Here is a 22,065-nt window from a genome sequence, read left to right as displayed (position 1 = left end):
ATGTTACAGAACTCGCAACTATTACACGGCACGGCTACACAAAGCAAAGCGCCTCGAAGCCCATCGCGCTAGACCTGCTCAGGATGCGGCTGCTCGCCCCTCCGCGCGTCGATCCGCGCCTTGATCAGGCTGGCCCCGGTCGTGATGACCATGGTGGTGCCGATGACCGTGAGCGAGACCCAGATGGGAATTTCGGGCGCCCAGGAGACATTGCTGGAGTGCAACGCTTCCAATACCAGCTTAACCCCGATGAACCCGAGGATGAACGCCAAACCGTAGCTGATGTACACCAGCCGCTGCAGCAGGCCGCCCAGGAGGAAGTACAGCTGACGCAGCCCCATCAGGGCGAACGCGTTGGCCGTGAAGACGATGTAGGGGTCCTGCGTGAGCCCGAAGATGGCCGGAATCGAGTCGAGCGCGAACAGCAGGTCGGTGGTGCCGATGGCGATCATCACGATGAGCATCGGGGTGACCATGCGCCGGCCGTCGATCTTGACGGTGATCTTCGATCCCGCGTAGCCCTCGGTGGTCGGGAAGGCCTTGCGCACCCAGCGGAGCAGGAGGTTCTCGTTGAACTCCTCCTCCTCGTCCTTGAGGTGCTGGCGGACGATGTTGATGGCGGTGTAGACGAGGAAGGCGCCGAAGACGTAGAACAGCCAGCTGAAGCGCTCCAGCGCCGCCGCGCCGAGCGCGATGAAGATGCCACGCATGACCAGCGCCAGCAGGATGCCGACGAGCAGCACCTTGTGCTGGTAGGCCCGCGGGACCGCGAACCTGCTCATGATGATGAAGAAGATGAAGAGGTTGTCGACGCTCAGGCTGTATTCGGTGATGTAGCCGGCGAAGAACTCCCCGGCCTTGTCGCCGCCGAGAGTGGCCCACAGCCCCACCCCGAACGCGATGGCCAGAATGACGTAGAACGTCACCCAGTAACCGGCCTGCCGCATGGAGAACTCTCGCGCTTCTCCGCGGTCCACGATCCACAGGTCGAGTGCGAGCACGACGAGGAGCCCGCCGATCACGGCCAGCCAAGCCCACAGGGGTACCATTACGTTTCAACCCTCCGGCATGCACGACTCATTGCCGGAGGTCTCTCCCGCCCGCGAATCGCGGACCGGCAGCCCCGGGGGCCCCGTGGAGCGGGGCTGCACCGTGATGACGAGGCTGTCGCGAAGGGATACTCCCCTCCCTAACCCAGGCAGTATACGAGAACGCCTTAACCCCGCCTAATCATCCCCGTGGCATCCGCACTGTCTCGCCCGCATTTAGGGCGCTTCGTACACATTCAGGACACTCTCCACCGCTTCGTCGCCGTCCGGCATCTCCTGCCCGCGCCGCACAGCCGCCGCCGCCAGCCGCCCCGCGGTCCCCGGCTCCTCCAGCAACATCCGTACGGCCGCGCGCAGCGCGGGAACGTCCCCATAGGGAACGAGAATCCCGGCATCACCCACGATCTCCGGGATCCCCCCGACAGCGGTGGCTATCACCGGTTTCCCGGCCATGAGAGCCTCCCTGATGCTGAGCGGCTGACCCTCCCAGCGAGTGGCGGTCACCACGGCGGTCGCCGCACCGAGCAGATCGGGCACGTCATCACGATTACCGAGCAACATCACCGGCAGCCCCTCGGCCGCGATCCGCCGCTCCAACTCCCCACGCAACGGCCCTTCACCAGCAACAACGAACAACGGTCTCCCTAGCCCCGCCCTGCCCTTGCCGTCGGCCGGGGCCTCTTCCCATGGCCCTGCAGCAACGTCGGGTTCGGCCGGAGCGTCCTCCCGTGCCTCAGCAGCGACGCCGAACTCGGCCGGAGCCTCCCCCCGTGGCCCAGTAGCGACGCCGAGCTCAGCCGGAGCCTCTTCCCACGGCCCGGCGGCGACATCGAGCAGGGTCTCCAGGCCCTTCTGCTGGGCGAGCCGCGCGACCGTCAGCAGGATGGGCCGCTCCCCCGCGCCCAGCTCGTCCGCGACCTCGCGCGGGGTGCGCTTGGCCGGGCGCAGCGGCGGCGCGGGCACCAGGGCCGCCCGGACGTCCCGCGCCCCGAGCCGCGTCATGCGCTCGCCGAGGTCGGGCGAGACCACCAGCACCCGGTCGGCCCGCCGGGCCACGATCCGCTCCAACACCCCGTAGACGAACCCGACGAGCCCGCCCGCGGTCAACGCGTTGTGCAACGTCACCACCAACGACCGACGCCGCCTCGATGCGCCGAGCGCCACCAGTGACCGACGCTGCCTCGATGTGCCGGCCGCCACCGGCGACCGGCGCCGTCCCCATGTGCCGAGCGCCGCCAGCGCCCCGGCGCGCAGCCCGTGGGCGTGCACGACGTCGGCGTCCCGAGTCACCCGCCGCAGCGCGAGCACCGCGCGCACGTCGGCCACCGGACGAGGCCGGTCCGCCACGGCCACCTCCACGAAACGCGCCCCTGTCTCGCCGTACGTGAACTGCTCCTCCACGCTGCGCGGCCCCGCCACGAGCACCTGATGCCCCCGCCGCGTCAGCCCTTCGGCCAGCATCCGCACATGCCGACCCGTACCGCCGGACGTGGTGCCCAGCACGAACGCCACCCGCACGCCCACCCCTCCCTCAGTTCCAACACTCACCCGTGACCAGCCGGCTCCAACCCCTCAGCCCACCGGCCCCACGCCAACAGCCTTCCAGCTCCAACGGCAAGCCAGTCCGATGACCGTCAATCCCGACCGCCCTACAGGTCTCCCGAGCGCCGGTCGGCTCCGACAGGCCCCCCATTTCGCAGGCCTTCAGCCCGACGGCCCTCCTTCCCGAAGACCCCCGTCACCATCCCGACGGCCCTCCATCCCGAAAGCCCCCATCACCATCGGGACGGCAGGTCAGCCTCGGCGGCGACGCAGCAGCGCGATCACCGCACCGGCGTCAGCCCGGTCCACCACCGCCACGACCGCACCGCCCACGCCCGCCGCCACCACGGCGGCGAGCACCGCGGCACCGACGTTCGCCCAGATCCCCTCGGCCCCGAGCCACCCGGCCACGGCGTCCCCGGCGAGGTAGCCCAGCACCCCGCCACCGGCCGCCGCCCCCAGGGCCCGTCCCAGCCCGGCCGCGGCAGCGCCGCCGCGCGCCCGTACGACGGCGGCCAGCAGCAGCGCCCCGCCCGCCGTCATGCCGACGCTCATGCCGAGCGCCATCCCGCCGATCTCCCACCCTCTGGGCAGCGCCAGCGCGAGAGCGGTCTGCGCGACCATGGTCACGACCCACCCCGCCACGGTGCCAGCCGCCGCCTCGCGTCCGCGCCCGGCCGCGTACAGCACCCGGCTGAGCTGCGCGATGAGCCCGTAGCCCACCAGCCCCGGCGCGAACAGCGAGACCGCCCGCGCCAGATCCACCGCCGGCACCTCGCTCTTCATCCCGAGGAACACCACCGCCCCCGGCCCGGAGGCCGCCGCCAGCACGCCGGCCGCCAGCCCCGACACCAGCACCACGGCCCGCGTGGTGCGCGCCGCCAGCCCCGCGAACGCCTCGGGCTCCCCGGCCTGCGCGGACAGCCGAGGGAACGCGCTGGTGGCGATGGGCACGGCCAGCACCGCGTACGGCACCAGATAGATCGCCCACGCGTAGTTGTAGACCGCGATCGCCCCGGTGCCGACCACTTTGTTGGCCAGCAGCACCACCACGATCATGGCCGCCTGCTGCGCCAGCAGCGCCGCGACGCCCGCGAGCGCGAGCCGGCGCACCTGCCCGGCCACCCCGTCGGGGAAGCGCAGCACCGGCCGCCACCGCAGCCCCAGCCGCGCCGTCGGCCCGAGCACGGTGAGCACCAGCGACAGCACCCCCAGGCTGGTGCCAATCGACAGCGCCAGCTCAGCCGGCCCGGGCACGGTGGCCGGATTGCTGTCGCCTCCGCTGAGCGGCACGAACATCAGGTACGCCACGATCACCACGATGCTCGACACGAGCGGCGCCACCGCCGGCCCGGCGAACCGGTTGTGCGCCTGCAGCACGCCGTAGAGCACGACGGCGACGCCGTACAGCGGGATCTGCGGCGCGAACACGGCGAGCATCCGCGCCGCCACGGCCGTGGCCGCCTCGATGTCGCAACCCCCTTCGAGCTGCGACCCGAAGAACACCCCGATGACCGGCCCGGCGAACACGGCGGTGAGCACCGCCAGCGGCACCAGCACCACGACCACCCAGGTCAGCAGCGCCGAGCCGATCTGACCGACCCGCTCACGGTCGCCCTCGCCGCCGCCCGCGTGCCGGGCCAGCACCGGCACGACCATCCCGGCCAGCGCCCCGCCGACGACCACCTCGAAGACGATGTTGGGGATCTGGTTGGCCGTCATGTAGGCCGAGGCCAGGCAGTTGGTGCCGACCGTCTGGGCGAAGGCGTACTGCTTGGCGAAGCCCGCCACGCGCGCGAGCACGGTGATGGCCCCGATGAGCACGGCCCCGCCGGCCACACCCCGCGCCGTCACGACTCCCATCCGGCCTCCCTCGCCCCCGCGCGGGTCTTCCGCGCGGACATCATCCTGGCAGGCCGCGCCGACACTCGCGCGTCAGGAGGGGTCACCTGTGGATAACGCGGGACCGGCCGGGTCAGGCGGGCGCGACGGGCCGGCGGCCGAGCATGTCGATGCGGTTGAGCACCGGGTTCCCGGCGATGACCTTGGTGAAGCTGACCTTCTCCGAGGCGGCGGTGAGCGCCGCCACGGTGCCGAGCAGGGCGTAGCGGCCGGGCCGGCCGAGCCGGGTGACGGCGGCCAGGCCGAGCAGCGCGCCCAGGGCGTTGGCACCGGCGTCGCCGAGCATGGCACGCTCGCCGAGGTCGTCGGGCAGCAGCGCGGCGGCGGCGCCGAGCGGCACGGCGGCCAGCGCCGCGGCGGCAGGCGAGCCGCGCAGCAGCGAGGCGGCCAGCAGCGGCCCGCCGGTCAGCAGGGCGACCTTGATGGCACGGCCGGGACGCAGGTCGAAGAGATTGGCGAGGTTGGCGGCGCCGGCGATGGCGGCCCCGTTGACCACCACGTCGAGCGGACCGCCGCCGGCGAGCGCGGCGGCGCCGAGCCCGGTGGCGCCGATGCCGAGGATCTTCACCGCGCCGCTGGTGACCTCGCCGCGGGCCAGCGCGGTCAGGTGGCCTTTGAAGCCTTTGGAGGACGTCGTGCCGTACAGGTCGTCGTAGGCGCCGAGGACACCGCTGCCCGCGCCCGCGACGAGGGCGGCCAGGCGCAGCCGGCCGGGCAGGCCGGGCGTGAGCGCGGCCGCCGCGCTCGCCCCCGCGACGAACGCGGGGCCCTCCAGGAGGGTGATGGGCTCGCCGCGGTGGTTCTTGCGCGTCCAGCGGCCGGTCAGGTCGTCGGGCTGCCGGTTGCGGGTGAAGGCGGCGTAGGCGGCGCGGGCCGCGACGGCGCCGATGGCGGCGCCGGCGAAGGCGTGGAGCAGTCCTCGGGCCATGTCAGCTCCCTGACTGGGCGGATGGGGTCGGGCTGGGGGTGACGGCCGCCGGCAGGGGCGCGGTGGCGCCCTTGCCGATGCCGTACTGGCCGGCGTGCCCGGCCAGTTGTTCCCGCAGAGCGTAGACCATGACGACGCGGCCCACGGGCATGTCGGCGGTGTCGACGGTGGACACGCGCTTGGCGACCTCGCTGTCGTCGCGGACGGCGCCGATGAGGTCGCCGGGCAGCGCGATGTTCGCGGCGGTCCCGGCGAGCACGGTGCCGCCGCCCGCCGTGTCGAACCCGTCGGCGACCGAGACCAGCGCCCCGGCCAGGGTCTCGGCGGTCTCGCCCTCGAACGGCTTCTCCGGCGCGAACATGACGGCGAGCGTGGCCCGTTCGGCCGGGTTGTCCTCGACGTTGAGCAGGCCGCCGGTCTCGAACGCGTCGAGCACGCCGGCGGTGGCGGTGTTGGCGGTGCCGGCCTGGGCGGAGTCGTTGGTGACGAGGGCGCCGGCCAGCAGCGAGGCGGCCCGGTCGTAGCTGGTGGCGGTGGCGGGGAAGACCATGTTGGCCGGTTTGAGCTGATCGACCAGCCCGTCGATGACGCCCTTGCTCTCGGGGTCGAGGAACTTCTCCGTCAGCGTGACCCGCCCGCTGACCTTGGCGCCGGCCTCGTCGAGCACCTGCTGGGCGGCCTCGCGCACGCTCGTGCTGGAGCCGGGCGCCTCGATGAGCAGCACGCGCTGCCCGGCGAGCTCGGAGGCCACCATCTGCGGGGTGCGCGCGGCGATGAACGCGTCGTTGCCGGCCTGCCGCCCGCGCAGCGCGTCGAGGTCGGCGCGCAGGCCGTTGTTGGCGCTGGTCAGCTCGTCGCTGGTGCGCTTGGCCAGGTCGAGCGCGGGGTCCTGGAGGAGGGTGGTGCCCAGGATGATGCCCACCGCCAGCGCCAGGAAGATCGCGACGATGGAGACGAGGTGATAGCGGAAATCGATCACGAGAAGAGTCCGACCAGCCAGAAGATGAACGCGTTCCAGACGTCTTGCAGGCCGTTCAGCCAGGTCTTGCCCAGCGGCGAGAAGACCAGCGCGACGCCCATCGTGAACAGCGCGGTGAGCACGAGGAGCAGCAGCTGTGAGGTGGAGATGCGGCTGCGGTAGAGCCTGCTGACGCCCTTGGCGTCGATGAGCTTGCTGCCGATGATGAGCCGGGTGAGGAAGGTGCTGGCCATGCCGGAGCGCCCCTTGTCGAGGAACTCCTCCAGCGTGCCGTGCGTGCCGACGGCGACGATCAGCTCGGCGCCCTTGTCGTCGGCGAGGAGCATCGCGATGTCCTCGCTGGTGCCGGTGGCGGGGAAGATCACCGCTTCGCGGCCGAGCTGGTGGACGCGCTCCAGGCCGGGGGCCCTGCCGTCGCGGTAGGCGTGTACGACGAGCTCGGCGCCGCAGGTCAGCGCCTTGGTGGAGACCGAGTCGAAGTCGCCCACGATCACGTCGGGCAGGTAGCCGGCCTCCAGGAGCGCGTCGGCGCCACCGTCGACGCCGACCAGGACGGGCCGGTATTCGCGGATGTAGGGGCGGAGGGTGGCGATGTCCTCCTTGTAGTGGTATCCGCGCACCACGATGAGGACGTGCCTGCCCTCCATCTCCGTGCGGATCTCGGGCACGCCGACGCCGTCGATGAGCAGCTTGCCCTCGCCCCGTACGTACTCCATGGTGTTGACCGCGAACGCCTCGATCTGCACCGAAAGCCCCGCCCGCGCCTCGGCCATGGCCGCCTCGACCGCTTCGAGGGTCTGCTCCTCGCCCTTGCCGACGACGTCGTCGTCCAGATGGACGACGCCGTCGCAGAGCCGGACGACGTCGCCGTCCTTGATGCGCTCGAACAACTCCGGGCTGGCGTTGTCGACGAACGGCACGCCGGCTTCGAGCAGGATCTGCGGCCCCAGGTTGGGATAGCGGCCGCTGATGCCGGCCGCGACGTTGACCACGGCGGCGGCACCGCATGCGACCAGGGCCTCCGCGCTGACCCGGTCCACGTCGACATGGTCGATGATCGCGATTTCACCGGGCCCGAGGCGCTTGGTGAGCCTCTTGGTGCGCCGGTCGATCCTCGCCACTGCCGTGATGCCGGGAAGGTCACCGACCTTCCTGCCGCGGAGGCCCGGCAATCTGCTTCCCGGAACCTTCATCATGACCATCCTGCCAGAGCGAAACAGCGGAGAGGCCACGCATCACGTGGCGTGTCCACTATGTCACCCACGATCACCTGTCTGCCGCGGCGAGCCCCAGCAGCTCCTCAGCGTGCGCCCGGCCGAGCTCGGAATCCTCCAGACCCGCCAGCATGCGCGACAGTTCGCGTACGCGGCCCTCGTGGTCGAGCGTGGTGACGCCACTGCGCACCACGCTGCCGTCACTGGCCTTCTCGACCACCAGATGCTGGTCGGCGAAGGCCGCCACCTGCGGCAGGTGTGTGACGACTATCACCTGCGCGGTGCGGGCCAGGCGGGCCAGCCGGCGCCCGATCTCGACCGCAGCCTTGCCACCGACCCCCGCGTCCACCTCGTCGAAGACGAACGTCGGCACCGGATCGGCGCCCGCGAAGACGACCTCGATGGCGAGCATGACGCGGCTCAGCTCGCCGCCGGAGGCGCCCTTGGTGAGCGGCAGCGGCGGCGCGGCGGGATGGGCGGCCATCCGCAGCTCGACCTCGTCGACGCCCTCCGGCCCGAACTCGGCGCTCCGCGTGAGCTGCACCACGACCCGGGCGTGCGGCATGGCGAGCGCGGTCAGCTCCTCGGTGACGGCCTGGCCGAACCGCTCGGCGGCGGCCTCGCGCACCCGGGTGAGCTCGGCGGCGAGATCGGTGAGCTTGTCGGTCAGCTCGTCGTGCTCGCGGGTCAGCTCGTCGATGCGCTCGTCGTCGCCCTCCAGCTCGGCGAGGCGGGCGGCGGCGCGCTGCGCCCAGGCGAGGACGCCGGCGCTGTCGGCGCTCTGCTCGCCGTATTTGCGGATGAGCCCGGACAGCACCGAGCGGCGCTCCTGCACGACCGCCAGCCGGGACGGGTCGGCCTCGATCGACTCGGCGTAGGAGGCGAGGTCGGTGGCGACGTCGGAGATGAGGTAGCCGGCCTCGGCGAGCCGGTCGGCGACCCCGGCGAGCTGGGGGTCGAAGTCGCGTACCGCCTCGACGGCCGCGCGGGCCTCGCCGAGCAGGGAGATCACGTCGTGGGCGCCGCCCGCGGCCTCCATGGGGTCGCCGAGCAGCGCGGTGTGGGACGTGGTGGCGGCGCTGCGCAGCGCGTCGGCGTGCGAGAGCCGCTCCTCCTCCTCGCGCAGCTCGACGTCCTCGCCCGGCTTGGGGTCGACCTTCTCGATCTCCTCCAGGCCGAAGCGGAGCAGGTCGGCCTCCTGGGTCCGCTCCCTGGCGCGGGTGGTCAGCTCCTCCAGCTGCACGGCGACCTGCTTGTGCCGTTTGTACGCCTGTGTGTACGCCCGCAACGGCTTGACCAGTTCCTCACCGGCATAGCGGTCGAGCGCGGCGCGCTGCCTGGCGGGCTGGAGCAGCCGCTGCTGGTCCATCTGCCCGTGCACGGCCACGAGGTCGTCGGCGAGGTACGTCAGAGTGCCGACGGGCACCGTGCGCCCGCCCAGCCAGGCCCTGGAGCGGCCCTCCGCCGAGACGGTGCGCGAGATGATGAGCTCGCCGCCCTCGACATCGCCGCCGGTGTCCTCGACCTGCTGGGCCACCCGGCCGCCTGGCTCGACGACGAGCGTGCCCTCGACCCTGGCCCGCTCGGCCCCCGGCCGGATCCTGGACGGGTCGGCCCGGCCGCCGAACAGCAGCCCGAGCCCGGTCACGACCATCGTCTTGCCCGCGCCGGTCTCACCGGTCACCACGTTGAAGCCCGGGCTGAGCTCTAGGACGGCCTCGTCGATGACGCCGAGCCCCTGGATGCGGACCTCCTCGACCCTTGGTCGCACTGCCCACTCCCGTCACTGCTGTGCCTGCCGATCACACGGCCCGTTCCCCGAACACGTGTGCCCACGCGATCCTACGCGGTCCTGCTTCCATTCACTCAGGGTCGCACCCTTCCGCGCCAGCCCTGGACGGGTAGCTCGAACTTGGCGACCAACCTGTCGGTGAACGGCGCGCCGGTGTCCTCGACGCCGTGCAACCGCGCCAGCCTGACCGGCTCGGCTCCCCTGCGCACCTCCACCCTCGTGCCGGACGGCAGCTCGAAGCGGCGCCGCCCGTCACACCACAGCACCCCGCCGGGAGTCTCCGGCAGGATCTCCACGGCCAGGGTGGACCGCGGCGAGACCACCAGTGGCCTGGCGAACAGGGCGTGGGCGCTGATGGGCACCATGAGCAGCGCCTCGACCTCAGGCCACACGACCGGCCCGCCCGCGGAGAAAGCATAGGCGGTCGAGCCGGTCGGCGTGGCGCAGATCACGCCGTCGCAGCCCCACCGCGACAGCGGCCGGCCGTCGATCTCGGCGACGACCTCCAGCATGCGCTCCTGCTTCTCGACCGTGGCCTCGTTGAGCGCCCACGTGTCGGCCAGGATCTTGCCGTTCTGCCGGGCGAGAACGTCGATCGTCATGCGCTCCTCGACGTCGTACCGGCCGGCCACGACGGCGTCGACGGCCCCGGCCAGGTCATCGACCTCGGCCTCGGCCAGGAACCCGACATGCCCCAGGTTGACCCCCAGCAGCGGCGTGCCGGCCGGCCTGGCCATCTCGGCGGCGCGCAGCAGCGATCCGTCGCCACCGAGCACGATCATGACCTCGGCGTCCTTGGCCGCGCCGGGCTCGTCGCCGGGCACGGCCTCGACCCCGGCGCAGCCGATCTCGGCATACTCGGATTCGAGCACCCGCACGGCGATGCCCGCGTCCACCAGCCGGTTGATCACCAGACGGGCGCTCTCGACGGCGGCGCCCCGCCCGGTGTGTACGGCGACCAGCACGGTCCGTTTCATTGCGGCCCTTCCGCCACGGCACGCTCGATCTCGGCCTCCAGGTCGGCGACCGGAGGCTCGCCCTCTCCCTTGCCCAGCCAGAGCAGGTATTCCACATTGCCCGACGGCCCCGGCAGCGGGCTCGCGGTCACCCCGCGCACGCTCAGCCCCAGCTCCTGAGCCTTGGCGGCGGCGTCGCGCACGGCCTGCGCGCGCAGCGCCGGATCGCGGACCACGCCGCCCGCCCCCACGAGCTCCTTGCCCACCTCGAACTGCGGCTTGACCAGCATCACGAAGTCGGCGCGCGGCGCGGCCACGGCGGCCAGCGCGGGCAGCACCAGCCGCAGCGAGATGAACGACAGGTCGCCCACGACCAGCGTCGGCGGCTCCCCCACCATCTCCGGGGTGAGGTCACGGACGTTGACCCGCTCCATCACCGTCACCCGCTCGTCGGTGCGCAGCGACCAGGCGAGCTGGCCGTAGCCGACGTCGACGGCCAGCACGTGGGCCACGCCGCGGCGCAGCAGCACGTCGGTGAACCCGCCGGTGGACGCGCCGGCGTCAAGGCACCTGCGCCCTTCGACGGCGAGCGCCGGGAACGCCTCCAGCGCGCCGAGCAGCTTGTGCGCGCCGCGCGAGACGTAGTCGGGACCGTCGGGGGACGTGGCGACGACGATGGCGGAGGCGGTGTCGACCTGGGTGGCGGGCTTGCGCGCGGTCTGGCCGCCGACGGTGACCCGGCCGTCGTCGATGAGCTGGGCCGCCTGCTCGCGCGACCTCGCCAGGCCGCGGCGCACCAGCTCGCTGTCGAGGCGGATGCGCCGGCTCACCGGTCTCCCCGCGCCACCTGGCCCACCTGAGCGGCCCACGCATCACCCGGTCGGCGGGCGTCGGCCTGGTGAACCGTTTCCCGGCGTTCCGGCTGGTGGGCCGCGCCCGCCATCTCGTGCAAGGCCCGCACCGGGTCGTCGTCCACGGCCCCCAGTGCGGCCTCCAGCGCCGAGAACGCCTCCTCGAAGATCCGCGGATGCTCGCCCACGGGCAGCTCGCCCAGGCTGCCCAGGCCGGCCACGATGGCGTCGACCCGGTCGTCGCCGGTCTCGTGCGGCAGCTCACTCATGACTCGACGGTAACGCCTCCCGCGAGCACCCGGGACCTTGGCAGGCGTGTCACTCGTTGTAGGTCGTACGGGGGTGCTAGTCATGTGGAACGCTACGGTCCGCATAGGCCCGACCAAGAAGGAGAGGATGCTCACCATGGCAAGCGTCGAGGAGTGCCGGACGGCACTGGCCAAGCTCGTCGCGCAGTTCGACGAGATCGACGAGCAGGACCGTGCCAAGCATGTGGTCGAACGCACGGTCAGCTGCCGGATCTCCGATCTCGACGTGACCTTCTACGGGCGGCTGCACCACGGGGGGCTGGATCCGTTCACGGAGCAGCCGCCGCCGGGCGGCAAGCCCGCCGACGTCAAGCTCACGATCGTGAGCAACGACCTGATCGCGCTGGTGGACGGCGAGCTGGATCTGGCGCGGGCGCTGCTCGGGGGCCGGGTGAAGGTCGACGCCAGCTTCGGCGACCTCCTCCGCCTACGCCGTCTGCTCTGACCGGCTCGCCCGGCCGTACCAATTTTTCGGCGACGAGCGAACAACGAAACCGCTCCGCCGCAGACGAGATTCCACCACACCCGGCGATGACCAGGCAGCCGGCGACAGTCGGCGAACCACCGATCCAGCCTCCCCAAGCACGCAGCCACCCAAGGCGCCCGACCCTCAAAGGCGCTCGGTCATCAAAGGCACCCGGCCCTCGGAAGGGTCCCGGTCATCACGGGCAGCTCAACCGGCGATGCGCTCAAGGACCGGCTTCACGGCGTCCTCCTCCACCCGCCCTTCCCCGGCCGCCGCCCAGGCCGCGTCGCACGCCGCCCGCAGCCCGTCGATGCGGCTGCCGTCCCCCTCCAGATGCAGCACGCCGTCGCGCCACCGCGCCTGCCATCCACCGCACGCGCCGTCCCGCACCTCGGGATAGTCCGCGAGCAGGGCTCCCAGATCCTCGGCCACGAACGTCGGCCGGTGCCGCGGCTCGGCCGTCAGCACATCGGCCGCCGTGGCCACCCCGGTCAGCACCAGCAGGGACTCCACCCCGGCGTTGGACGCCCCTTCGATGTCGGTGTCCAGCCGATCCCCCACCACCAGCGGCCGCCGGGCCCCCGTACGGATCATCGACTCCCTGTGCAACGGCGGGTCCGGCTTTCCCGCGTACACCGGCTCAACCCCGGTCGCGGCCGCGATGACCCGGACCATGGCCCCGTTGCCGGGCAGTTCGCCCCGCCCGGTGGGCATGGTGCTGTCCCCGTTGGACGCCACGAACCACGCCCCTTGCCGCACCGCCAGCGCGCCTTCCGACAGCAGCGCGTACGACAGCCCCGGCGCGATCCCCTGCACGACGGCGACCGGCGCCTCGAAGGCGGTCGAGACCGGCCGCAGCCCTCGGGCCCGTACGGCCATCCGGAGCCCCGACCCACCCACCACGAGCACCGCCGACCCCGGCGGCACCCGCTCCGCGATCAGCCGCGCCGCCGCCTGCGCCGACGTCACGACGTCCTCGGCGGTGGCCGGAGCACCCAGTTCCCGCAGGTGCGCCGCGATGGCGGCGGGGGTCCGCGAGGCGTTGTTGGTGACGTACGCCAGCCGCACCCCCCGCGCCCACGCCTGGTCGAGCGCCGCCGGCGCGCCCGGCACCGCATGGGAGCCCAGGTAGACCACGCCATCCAGGTCGAGCAGCAAAGTGTCGTACCCGTCGATCAGCACCGCGCCTCTTCCCGTTCGACTCACATGCCGCGTGAGACTCTAGCGCCGCGCCCCGCCGCCTCCGCGGACTGCCCATGACCCTGGCCAAGAACACCACCGGTGCTACACACGCACCTACGCCAACCACCGCAGCCTCGGCGATCTGTACGTCACCGCCGGCACAGGGCCCAGACGCCGCCCACCGATGAGCCACCGCCGACACGCGGGGGAACGAGCGAACCTCCTCCTACGACTACATCTCCCGCCGAGCCCGCAAAGTGGCACGCACACTCTTCAACGCCGACACGTAATGCCGCTCATCAGGACGCATCGCAACAGCGATCGCCAGTGGTTCCTGCGCCCCTTCGATGTCCCCGGTACGCCACAACGCCAGCCCCAGCCCGAAGTACGCGTAGTCCTCAGCCGGATTGGCCTCGACGATCTGCCGGAAACTCGCCGCCGCCTCGGTGTACTGCCGCGAGTTGAACTGCGCCCGCGCCAACGCCTCCCGGATGCTGCGCGACTCCGGTTCGACCTCCGCAGCCCGTTCCAGCAACGCGGCCGCCGCCGCCGGACTGCCGTCCTTCAGCAGCTTTACCCCACGCTGGTACCAATCGTAAACACTGCCCCGGGGAGTACCCGAGGTCTCATCATGGGCGTTTCCTTCTCCAACCATCGGCGAGACTCCCTCCATCGCTGGACGACGAACACGCCCTGTCCCACCACGGAGGCAGGGCACGGTTGCAAACCGAGGGGCGATTTCCGGAAGGCATGACCATCTATGGCAGCATGCCCGGTATGGGGACTCCTGAACTGCCAGTGCCCGATGGACTGGTGCTACGGCCCTTCCGAGGCGTACGTTTCGCCGTCGAAGATCCCGCCAAGGTAACCTCCCCGCCCTACGACCTGATCTCCGACGCGGACGTCGACGCGCTCCTCCACCTGCACCCGAACAACGTCGTCCGCCTCATCCTTCCCCGCACCCCCCGCCCCGATTCCGCCCACACCACTTCTGCCACTCAACCCCTTCCCGATACCGCCGATCCCTCTCCTGCCACCCACGCCCTTCCTGCCGTTGACGAACTTCCGCCGGAGACGCGTTACGCCGAGGCCCGGGACACCCTGCAGGCGTGGCTTCAGACAGGCATCCTGGTCCCGGACGAGCGCCCGGCCCTGTACGTGTACGAGCAGCATGGCCCGTACTTCCTGCAACGCGGCCTGATCGGCGACGTCGCCCTGACGGACCCGGGTCAGCACGTCATCCTTCCGCACGAGGACGTGATGCCCGGCCCCATCGCCGACCGCCTGGCCCTCATGAGCACCACCCAGGCGAATCTGGAGCCGATCTTCCTCCTCTACGACGGCGCCGGCGGCCCTACGACCCGCCTCGTGGAGGAGGTGGCGACCCGGCGTCGCCCCCTGGTGTCGGCCACGACGGAGGACGGCGTCACCCACCGCCTCTGGGCGATCACCGACACGTCCGAGATCGCCACCATCAACGCCGACCTCCGCGACCGCCAAGCTCTGATCGCCGACGGCCACCACCGCTACGCCACCTACCGCGTCCTCCAACGCCAGGAACGCCTGGCCCATCCTCCTGCCGAGTCCTCACCCACGCCCAGCGACGCCGCCCCCAGAGGCGAGGCGTCCGGCAACGCAGTGCCCGCCAGCGCCGTGCTCAGCAACAGTGCCGCAAGGCCTGGTGACGCCGGCACCGACCCCACACCAGCACATTCCTCCCCGGCGGACGGCTCGCACCAGCCTCCTTCCACCACTCTGGTAGCCCCCTGGGACTTCGGTCTGGCCTTGCTGGTCGACTCGACCGCCTATCCGCCCGACCTCAAGGCGATCCACCGCGTCATCCCCGGCCTCCCCCTGGCGAAGGCGGCCGCCCAGGCCCGCCAGTCCTGGCGGGTCCAGGAGTTCGGCACCCTCGCGGCGGGCCTGGGCGCGTTCGAGAACAGCCCGGACCCGGCTTTCCTCCTGGCCGACGAAGCCGGCGCGTACCTGCTCACTGAGCCCGATCCCGTCCAACTGGCTCATGCCATGCCGGCTGACCACTCCGACCGCTGGAACTCCCTCAACACCTCCATCCTGAGCGAGTTCATCCTGCCGAAGGTGTGGGGGATGCGTGACGACGAGCAGGCGGTACGCATCGTGCATCACGACGTCGAGGCTGCCGCCAAGCTCGCGACCAGCACGAACGGCACTGCCGTGATCCTCAAGCCGCTGGCGACCGAGGACGTCCTGGCCGTCGCCGCCAGCGGCGAACGCGTCCCCCGCAAATCCACCTCCTTCGGCCCCAAACCCCGAACCGGTCTGGTCCTCCGCACCTTCGCCATCAACTGACAGACGAATAGCTGCCCAGACGAGACAGCGCTATCAGGCACGCCGCTCCCACCCGCCACCGCCCCGGCCCCTCAGCTGACCCCACAACCAACCGGCCCCACAACCACCGGGACGACAGCCAACCAAGCGGCATAACCAACCGGGCGGCATAGCCAACCCGAGCCGCACAGCCAACCCGAGCCACAACCAGACCGGGCCCACAACCAACTGGGCCTACAGCCAACTGGCCTACAGCCAACGCGTCGGCGCGGAAGCCGATGTCGGTGTTCTCCCGGCCGGCCGGCGCGCGGAATCGGGCGAAGGACGGCCGCACGATAGACCGGCGCAGAACCACCAGAGCCCAAGCTCGCTTGGGCTTGCAGCCGATCGGGCCTACGCCAACGCGTCGGCGCGGAAGCCGAAGTCGGTGTTCTCACGGCCAGGCGGCGGGCGGAAACAGATGAACCAGGGCCTTGCGACAGACCCGGCGCGAAACCACCGGAGCCCGAGCTCGCTGCTGAGCCGGCCAATTGCTGCTGAGGCAGCCCCCAACGACTCTGAGCACGCTCACCTCGCCGCCCCTAGGGACGCCAGCGGCGTGCGCCTCGTCGCCGTAGGAACCCAGCGGTGTGCGCCTCGTCGCCGGCAGACGAGGCGCACGGGCTGGCGCGACAGCCCTAGCTCTTGGTCCGCGTGCTCTCATCCCCTCCGCCGCGTTGGATGAGGCAGGAGATCAGCTCGCCCGGGCGAGTTGCAGCACCCGCCTCGGCACCAATGGCGTCACCGTCCCCCTGGCCTCCTCGCCGACGCCGCCCCCGTCTCCATCCCCGTCCGGTGGATCTTCCGCAGCCACGACGACATCAACGGGTTTCGCGCTGGTCACCTCCACCTCGTACTTCCAGACCTTGGCTCCTGTCGGGCCGAAGATGCGGCAGCGGAAGGAGCCAGTGACCTGCAAATAGTCGCGCGGTTTGAGGCCGCGGACGACGTCTGCCGTCTCGGGGCTGAAGGTGACGCACGGGACGCTGTCCGTCAGCGTCCCGCCGCGTCGCTGCCGCCGGCGGCGCCGTACGATGATGCGCCACTTCGTGACGGTGTCACCGCTCGGCAGGGTGTGGTCCTCGGGCGCCGCCGAGAGCCGTCCAACCAGCAAGACCTCGTTCCGGTCCATTCCTCGTCCCTCCTGTCGGTGCTCTGCCGGAGATCACTCTTTACGATGAAGAGGAGCCCGGAACGGCCGAGCGCCGTTCTGGGGACAACGGCTGCACGCTCGGGAGTACCTGTGGACAACATCACCGCGCTGGGCGGCGACGTCTATGAGATCGACACCAGGATGGCCGGATACGCAGGCATCACCGCCGGATACCTGATCCTGGGCGACCGGCCATGCCTGGTAGAGACCGGTACCTCGACCTCCGCCCCGGTAGTCCGCGACGCGCTCGCGTCCCTCGGCGTCGGGCCGGAGGACCTCGCCACCGTCGTCGTGACCCACATCCACCTCGACCACGCCGGCGGGGTGGGAGACATCGCCAGGTTCTTCCCGTCCGCCCAGGTGGTCGTACACGAGAAGGGCGCGCGACACCTGGCCGACCCCTCGCGGCTCATGGCGAGCGCCCGGATGGTGTGGGGCGACCGGCTCGACACCCTCTTCGGCGAGCTGTCACCCACCGAGGCCGAACGCATCGTCGCCCTCGGCGACACCGGCGCCATCGATCTCGGCAACGGACGCACGCTGAGCAGCCACTACTCCCCCGGTCACGCCAAGCATCACGTGGGCCTCGTCGACTCCGCGACCGGCGACCTGTACGTGGGCGACGCAGCAGGCGTGTACCTCCCCGAGACCGGCGACCTGCGTCCCGCCACGCCGCCGCCGGACTTCGACCTGCAGACCGCCCTCGATTCGATCGCCCTGTTCAAGGCGCTCGGGCCGCAACGTCTGCTCTTCAGCCACTACGGCCCGGTTGGTGCGGTTCAGGACACCCTCGACCGATCCGCCGAGGAACTCCGCGTCTGGGTGGATCTGACCCGGCAGGCCCACTCCGAGGGCCTGGACCTGGACCATGCCATCGCCATGGTCCGAGACCGTACGAAGGAGCGCTACACCGCGCTGAAGGCGGACGACGCGACGGCCGAGCAGTTCGAGTTGTTGAGCGGAGCTCCGTCAAACGTCGCCGGCATCCTCCACTGGCTCGACCGCGTGTCGCCATAACCTGCTGCCAACCGCCAATCCGCTGACCTGCAGCGCACAGCCATCGCGAGATTGGGCAGCTCGGCCCGCACAAGGGGCTCGGACCACACGCGACCAAGCTCATCGCACACGCCCGGAGATCCCTCTGCTGTAGGTACGGGAACCGCCACCGGTACGCCGACGCTAATGCCAGCAGCCATGCTGCTGCCAGAGGACCAACCGGAGCATGTGGCGCCGCACGGCCCAGCGCGACATCACAGGCATGCCCAGCGCGGGGCTGCGGCGTCACAGGCGGACCTGGCACTGCTGTCCAACGGGCGAGGCCAGCGTCGGTAGTCGGACAGGGACCGACGGCACGAGCAGTCATGTCAACGGCGCACCGACACCGGTCTCACGTGCGGGCCCGACAGGGCGAGGCCCGGCGCAGGTGGCATTCGGCCGCAGAACGCACAAACTCCGCCGTCCCGCGCACATCGCGGCGGTACGGCGGAGCATGTGTCCAGCTTTCAGCTATGAGCGAGCGATGCTAGTCGTCCGCCTTCGGCCGCTTGGCAGCGGGCCCCTCTTCCTCGTCCAGGACATCGCCGAAGTTCGGCTCGATGAAAGCGGGCGTGATGCCGGGAGTCTCCGCCGGAGCGGCGGCAGCGCCTGCGGAGCTACCCTGCTGCACAGCAGCGTCGCCTGCGCCGTCCTCCCCGTCCGAATCATCCGAGTCGTCGGACTCGTCAGCCTCGTTGGCGGAGTCGGCCTGCGGTGCCTCCGCGACCTCATCCCCGCGGTCGGCGGCCTCGTCCGAGGTGACATCGGTGGCAGCGGCGACATCCTCGTCATCCGCCGCGCCGGCAGGCTCAGGCTCCTCACCCAGCAGGTCGTCGGCCTCGGCGAGAGAGGCGTCGTCGTCCTCCGGCTCCTCGTCCACGGTCACGGCGCTCTCTCCGCCGTCCGCCGCGCCGGCGTCGTCGAAGTCGTCCTCGTAGTCCCCGTCCTCCTCGACGTCCTCGATGACGGAGCCGGTCAGCTCGGCGTACCGCTCGGCCGCGTCCGTCTCACCGTCCTCGTCGAACGCCATGGCCCGCGCGAACCACTCGGTCGCCGCCTCCGTCTGCCCGGCGTCGATCAGGGCGTCGGCGTACGCGAACGCCAGCCGCGCCGACCACGGCCGCGGCTGCGGGTCGCGCAGCTCCGGCAGGCGCTGGAGAGTGATGACGGCCGCGTCGTGCTGGCCCAGGTCACGGCGCGCGCCGGACTCGACGATGGTCAGCTCGATGCGTCCGGCCCGGTCGAGGCGCTCGGCCTCGGGCGAACGCACAAGGTCGATGGCCCGCTCGGGACGTCCCATGCCGCGTTCGCAGTCGGCCATGACCGGAAGGTACGCCTCGGACCCCGTCAGCCGCCGCGCCGCCCGCAGATCGCTCAGTGCCTCGGAGAAATGCCCGGCACGGTACGCGACGATGCCGGCAGCCTCCCGCACGACCCCGATCCGGGCCGCGAACCTGCGCGCCACCTTCGTGTGCTCGTGCGCCCTTTCGGGGTCTTCGTCCTCCAGGGCCCGCTCGGCGGCGACCAGGTGCCGGCCGACCAGGTTGGCGAGGTCGTTAGGCAGGGAACGCAGCTCCTCGAGGACTTCCTTGTCCAGCTCGTCCGCGTTGATGTCGGGCGCGATCTCGGGCATCTGCTCGCGCTGCGCGTTCTCGGAGTCGCGGTCGGACCTGCCGTATCTGGCGCGGGTACCGGCTCCGCCGTGATCGTCACGCCTGGGGCGGTCGTCCCGGGAGAACGGCCGAGGGCCCCGGTCACCGCCTTCGCGACGCGGGCCTCGGTCATCACGGAAGCCACCGCCTTCACGACGCGGCCCGTACCCCGACCCCTCGCGACGCGGCCCCCGATCGTCCCGATCCCTGAACCCGCCGCCCTCACGACGCGGCCCACGGTCATCACGGTCCCGGAAACCGCCACCCTCGCGACGCGGCCCACGGTCATCACGGAAGCCACCCTCACGACGGGGACCCCGATCATCGCGGAACCCGCCCTCTCGGCGCGGACCCCGGTCATCCCTGAACCCGCCACCCTCGCGACGCGGCCCACGGTCATCACGGTCCCGGAACCCGCCGCCCTCGCGACGCGGCCCACGGTCATCACGGAAGCCACCCTCACGACGGGGACCCCGATCATCGCGGAACCCGCCGCCCTCACGGCGCGGACCCCGATCGCCGTAACCCGATCCCTCGCGGCGCGGCCCACGATCGTCCCGGTCCCGGAACCCGCCGCCCTCGCGACGCGGCCCTCGGTCATCACGGAAGCCACCCTCGCCACGCGGCCCGCGGTCGCCGTAGCCGCCCTCTCGCCTGGGACCATAACCCGGCCCCTCGCGACGCGGCCCGCGGTCGTCCCGGTCCCGGAACCCGCCGCCCTCGCGACGGGGACCCCTGTCACCGTAACCGCCTTCGCGCCGGTCGCCGCTGTAACCCCCGCGGCCGCCGCGGCTCTCGCCGTAACCGCCCTCGCGGCGCGGCCCACGGTCATCACGGTCCCGGAACCCGCCGCCTTCACGGCGCGGACCCCGGTCATCACGGAAGCCACCCTCACGACGGGGACCCCGATCATCGCGGAACCCGCCGCCCTCACGGCGCGGGCCACGATCGCCGTAACCAGGTCCCTCGCGACGCGGCCCACGATCATCCCGATCCTGGTACGTTCGCCGCTCCTCGCCGCGCCCGCCACGATCGTCGCGATCGCGGTACGGCCGACGGTCGTCACCGCGCTGCCCGCGGTCGAATCCTTCGCGGCCCTCGCGGCGCGGCCCGCGGTCACCATAACCGCCCTCGCGCCTGCCGCCATATCCGGAGCCGGCGCCCTCACGGCGCGGACCCCGATCCTCGCGGGAGCCGTCGTCCCTACGCGGCCCGCGGTCGTCCCGGCCGTACGAGCGGCCCCTGTCACCGGAACGGAACGGACGGTCGCTGCCGGAGTCCCGCCCGCGCGAGGCGTATCCCCCGCTCCTGTCGCTCCCTCCGGAGCGCCTGTCCTCGAAGTCGCCGCGCCCGCGCTCTCCGCCGTCCGGTCCGTTATCTCTGTTCACTTCTGGTCCATTTCGTTGAGCTCACCCAGCGGACTCACAACGACGGTCCACTGTGGCTGGTCGCCGCCCGCCCTCGGGCCTTACGCGACGAAGGCCACCGTGGAGGTGGCCCGGTCCCTCCAGCCTAGCAAGCCGAAGTACGTCCACGAGACCGGCTCATGCGCATAAATGGGTTGCCGTAAATCCAGGACGCGCAAGACTTCTCGTCATGTCACTACGCTTTCACGAAATCGCCGAGGCCCGGCACCGCATTCTGAACCCGCTGACCGACGACAAACTCGCCCTGCTCGGCGAGATCTGCCGCATCACTCCCGGCACCCGCCAGCTGGATCTGGCCTGTGGCAAGGGAGAGCTGCTTTCCCGCTGGTCCGCCGAACACGGCCCGGAAGGCGTCGGCGTGGACATCAGCAAGGTCTTTCTCGCAGCAGCGAGAGCCCGCGCGGAGGAGCTAGGCGTGTCCGGACGCGTGGAATTCGTGGAGGCCGACGCCGGCACCTACGAAACGGCTCCTGAATCGTTCGACATCGTTTCCTGTATCGGCGCGACGTGGATCGGCAACGGCCTCAAGGGCACCTTGTCCCTCATGCGCCGGCACCTCCGCCCGAACGGCATCGTCCTCGTCGGCGACTGCTACTGGCAGACCCCGCCTCCGCGCGAGGCTCGCGCGGCAGTGGGACTGGAGGACGACAACCTGGCGACCTCGCTCATCGGCACGAACGACCGCATCGAGGAGGCCGGCTTCGAGCTGCTGGACATGGTCCTGGCCAGCCCGGACAGCTGGGACAGGTACGTGGCCAGCCAGTGGTGGACGATCAGCGACTGGTTGCGCGACAACCCGGACGACCCTGACGCGCCTGCGATGCGCGACTTCCTGACCCAGGCACGCCGTTCCCACCTGGAGTACGGCCGCCAGTACCTGGGCTGGGGCGTCTTCGTCCTCCGTCCGAACCCATAAATGCAGAAGGGCCCCGACTGAACCAGTCGAGGCCCTCCATAAAGATTGTCCGGCGGTGACCTACTCTCCCACACCCTCCCGAGTGCAGTACCATCGGCGCAGAGAAGCTTAACTTCCGGGTTCGGAATGTAACCGGGTGTTTCCTTCCCGCCATAACCGCCGTAACCCTCCGAAACAAACAAACACAAGACGTGCTTGCAGTCTCAGAATTGCCTAGTGGACGCGAGCAAAAACTTCAAGAAAGTATGCTTTGAGGTCAAGTCCTCGGCCTATTAGTACCGGTCAGCTCCACACGTTACCGCGCTTCCACCTCCGGCCTATCAACCCGGTCGTCTACCGGGAGCCTTACCCCCTCACAGGGTGGGAG

At 71.1% G+C, this 22,065-nt stretch carries 18 protein-coding genes and 2 rRNA genes; 4 read left to right on the top strand and 16 right to left on the bottom strand.

Annotated features, from left to right (window positions below; translation table 11 throughout):
* Positions 1 to 68: 68 nt before the first annotated feature.
* The 10 genes from ACBR40_RS00100 to ACBR40_RS00055 form a co-directional block, all read right to left on the bottom strand.
* Complete coding sequence (locus ACBR40_RS00100; RefSeq protein ID WP_344215839.1) at positions 69 to 1,049, bottom strand: TerC family protein; 981 nt, start codon at positions 1,047 to 1,049, stop codon at positions 69 to 71.
* A 216-nt stretch (positions 1,050 to 1,265) separates the two neighbouring features.
* Positions 1,266 to 2,597 carry a glycosyltransferase family 4 protein gene (locus tag ACBR40_RS00095; protein ID WP_371246935.1) on the bottom strand — a complete coding sequence of 444 codons (1,332 nt, stop codon included), beginning with the start codon at positions 2,595 to 2,597 and terminating at the stop codon, positions 1,266 to 1,268.
* Between the two features lie 246 nt (positions 2,598 to 2,843).
* A complete protein-coding gene (gene murJ, locus ACBR40_RS00090) occupies positions 2,844 to 4,454 on the bottom strand; it encodes a murein biosynthesis integral membrane protein MurJ (protein ID WP_371246934.1) in 1,611 nt (536 codons plus the stop codon).
* Positions 4,455 to 4,566: 112 nt separating this feature from the next.
* On the bottom strand, positions 4,567 to 5,421 hold the full coding sequence (locus ACBR40_RS00085) for a hypothetical protein (RefSeq protein ID WP_371246932.1): 855 nt from the start codon (positions 5,419 to 5,421) through the stop codon (positions 4,567 to 4,569).
* Between the two features lies 1 nt (position 5,422).
* Positions 5,423 to 6,400, bottom strand: a complete 978-nt coding sequence (locus tag ACBR40_RS00080) for a copper transporter (RefSeq protein ID WP_344215847.1) — start codon at positions 6,398 to 6,400, stop codon at positions 5,423 to 5,425.
* Entirely contained in the window at positions 6,397 to 7,593 is a 1,197-nt protein-coding gene (steA, locus tag ACBR40_RS00075; protein ID WP_344215906.1) for a putative cytokinetic ring protein SteA, read from the bottom strand. The genes ACBR40_RS00080 and steA overlap by 4 nt, the downstream gene beginning before the upstream one ends.
* Before the next feature lie 73 nt (positions 7,594 to 7,666).
* Positions 7,667 to 9,385 carry a DNA repair protein RecN gene (gene recN / locus ACBR40_RS00070; RefSeq protein WP_344215848.1) on the bottom strand — a complete coding sequence of 573 codons (1,719 nt, stop codon included), beginning with the start codon at positions 9,383 to 9,385 and terminating at the stop codon, positions 7,667 to 7,669.
* A gap of 95 nt (positions 9,386 to 9,480) precedes the next feature.
* Positions 9,481 to 10,383: an NAD kinase gene (locus ACBR40_RS00065; protein ID WP_364453147.1), complete on the bottom strand. Its 903-nt coding sequence runs from the start codon at positions 10,381 to 10,383 to the stop codon at positions 9,481 to 9,483.
* Complete coding sequence (locus ACBR40_RS00060) at positions 10,380 to 11,192, bottom strand: TlyA family RNA methyltransferase (RefSeq protein ID WP_344215850.1); 813 nt, start codon at positions 11,190 to 11,192, stop codon at positions 10,380 to 10,382. Before ACBR40_RS00060 ends, ACBR40_RS00065 begins: the two co-directional genes overlap by 4 nt.
* Positions 11,189 to 11,482 carry a hypothetical protein gene (locus tag ACBR40_RS00055; RefSeq protein WP_371246931.1) on the bottom strand — a complete coding sequence of 98 codons (294 nt, stop codon included), beginning with the start codon at positions 11,480 to 11,482 and terminating at the stop codon, positions 11,189 to 11,191. The genes ACBR40_RS00060 and ACBR40_RS00055 overlap by 4 nt, the downstream gene beginning before the upstream one ends.
* A gap of 127 nt (positions 11,483 to 11,609) precedes the next feature.
* Between ACBR40_RS00055 and ACBR40_RS00050 the strand changes: the two genes are divergently transcribed.
* The gene (locus ACBR40_RS00050; protein ID WP_344215853.1) at positions 11,610 to 11,966 is read left to right on the top strand and encodes an SCP2 sterol-binding domain-containing protein; all 357 of its coding nucleotides are present in this window, start codon (positions 11,610 to 11,612) and stop codon (positions 11,964 to 11,966) included.
* Between the two features lie 228 nt (positions 11,967 to 12,194).
* Here ACBR40_RS00050 and ACBR40_RS00045 read toward each other — a convergent pair whose 3' ends face one another.
* Together ACBR40_RS00045 and ACBR40_RS00040 are read right to left on the bottom strand one after the other, a co-directional pair.
* On the bottom strand, positions 12,195 to 13,169 hold the full coding sequence (locus ACBR40_RS00045) for an HAD-IIA family hydrolase (protein ID WP_371246930.1): 975 nt from the start codon (positions 13,167 to 13,169) through the stop codon (positions 12,195 to 12,197).
* A gap of 232 nt (positions 13,170 to 13,401) precedes the next feature.
* Positions 13,402 to 13,824: a tetratricopeptide repeat protein gene (locus ACBR40_RS00040; protein WP_344215857.1), complete on the bottom strand. Its 423-nt coding sequence runs from the start codon at positions 13,822 to 13,824 to the stop codon at positions 13,402 to 13,404.
* A gap of 65 nt (positions 13,825 to 13,889) precedes the next feature.
* On the opposite strand from ACBR40_RS00040, the gene ACBR40_RS00035 reads away from it, so the two are divergent.
* Entirely contained in the window at positions 13,890 to 15,497 is a 1,608-nt protein-coding gene (locus ACBR40_RS00035; protein WP_371246929.1) for a DUF1015 family protein, read from the top strand.
* 712 nt (positions 15,498 to 16,209) lie between these two features.
* On the opposite strand, the gene ACBR40_RS00030 is transcribed toward ACBR40_RS00035, so the two are convergent.
* Complete coding sequence (locus tag ACBR40_RS00030; RefSeq protein WP_371246928.1) at positions 16,210 to 16,647, bottom strand: single-stranded DNA-binding protein; 438 nt, start codon at positions 16,645 to 16,647, stop codon at positions 16,210 to 16,212.
* Between the two features lie 111 nt (positions 16,648 to 16,758).
* On the opposite strand from ACBR40_RS00030, the gene ACBR40_RS00025 reads away from it, so the two are divergent.
* Positions 16,759 to 17,685, top strand: coding sequence for an MBL fold metallo-hydrolase (locus ACBR40_RS00025; RefSeq protein WP_344215863.1), 927 nt, complete (start codon positions 16,759 to 16,761; stop codon positions 17,683 to 17,685).
* Positions 17,686 to 18,190: 505 nt separating this feature from the next.
* Here the strand turns inward: ACBR40_RS00025 and ACBR40_RS00020 are convergent.
* Complete coding sequence (locus ACBR40_RS00020; RefSeq protein WP_371246927.1) at positions 18,191 to 19,336, bottom strand: hypothetical protein; 1,146 nt, start codon at positions 19,334 to 19,336, stop codon at positions 18,191 to 18,193.
* A gap of 1,615 nt (positions 19,337 to 20,951) precedes the next feature.
* Between ACBR40_RS00020 and ACBR40_RS00015 the strand changes: the two genes are divergently transcribed.
* Positions 20,952 to 21,698, top strand: coding sequence for a cyclopropane-fatty-acyl-phospholipid synthase family protein (locus tag ACBR40_RS00015; protein ID WP_371246926.1), 747 nt, complete (start codon positions 20,952 to 20,954; stop codon positions 21,696 to 21,698).
* Between the two features lie 47 nt (positions 21,699 to 21,745).
* On the opposite strand, the gene rrf is transcribed toward ACBR40_RS00015, so the two are convergent.
* A 5S ribosomal RNA gene (rrf, locus tag ACBR40_RS00010) occupies positions 21,746 to 21,862 on the bottom strand.
* Positions 21,863 to 21,950: 88 nt separating this feature from the next.
* Positions 21,951 to 22,065 (bottom strand): 23S ribosomal RNA (locus ACBR40_RS00005); the annotation flags it as partial.

The organism is Nonomuraea sp. AD125B (genome assembly GCF_041402765.1).
Lineage (GTDB): Bacteria > Actinomycetota > Actinomycetes > Streptosporangiales > Streptosporangiaceae > Nonomuraea > Nonomuraea bangladeshensis.
Note: the sequence above shows the minus strand (reverse complement) of the source record. Positions and strands in the feature narration are given on the sequence as shown.

What these genes read in the sequence shown, in the direction of transcription:
- ACBR40_RS00100 (WP_344215839.1), bottom strand. Translation starts at nt 1,049, where the DNA reads ATGGTACCCCTGTGGGCTTGGCTGGCCGTGATCGGCGGGCTCCTCGTC.
- murJ (WP_371246934.1), bottom strand. Translation starts at nt 4,454, where the DNA reads ATGGGAGTCGTGACGGCGCGGGGTGTGGCCGGCGGGGCCGTGCTCATC.
- ACBR40_RS00085 (WP_371246932.1), bottom strand. Translation starts at nt 5,421, where the DNA reads ATGGCCCGAGGACTGCTCCACGCCTTCGCCGGCGCCGCCATCGGCGCC.
- steA (WP_344215906.1), bottom strand. Translation starts at nt 7,593, where the DNA reads ATGAAGGTTCCGGGAAGCAGATTGCCGGGCCTCCGCGGCAGGAAGGTC.
- ACBR40_RS00065 (WP_364453147.1), bottom strand. Translation starts at nt 10,383, where the DNA reads ATGAAACGGACCGTGCTGGTCGCCGTACACACCGGGCGGGGCGCCGCC.
- ACBR40_RS00055 (WP_371246931.1), bottom strand. Translation starts at nt 11,482, where the DNA reads ATGAGTGAGCTGCCGCACGAGACCGGCGACGACCGGGTCGACGCCATC.
- ACBR40_RS00050 (WP_344215853.1), top strand. Translation starts at nt 11,610, where the DNA reads ATGCTCACCATGGCAAGCGTCGAGGAGTGCCGGACGGCACTGGCCAAG.
- ACBR40_RS00040 (WP_344215857.1), bottom strand. Translation starts at nt 13,824, where the DNA reads ATGGTTGGAGAAGGAAACGCCCATGATGAGACCTCGGGTACTCCCCGG.
- ACBR40_RS00030 (WP_371246928.1), bottom strand. Translation starts at nt 16,647, where the DNA reads ATGGACCGGAACGAGGTCTTGCTGGTTGGACGGCTCTCGGCGGCGCCC.
- ACBR40_RS00020 (WP_371246927.1), bottom strand. Translation starts at nt 19,336, where the DNA reads ATGCCCGAGATCGCGCCCGACATCAACGCGGACGAGCTGGACAAGGAA.
- ACBR40_RS00015 (WP_371246926.1), top strand. Translation starts at nt 20,952, where the DNA reads ATGTCACTACGCTTTCACGAAATCGCCGAGGCCCGGCACCGCATTCTG.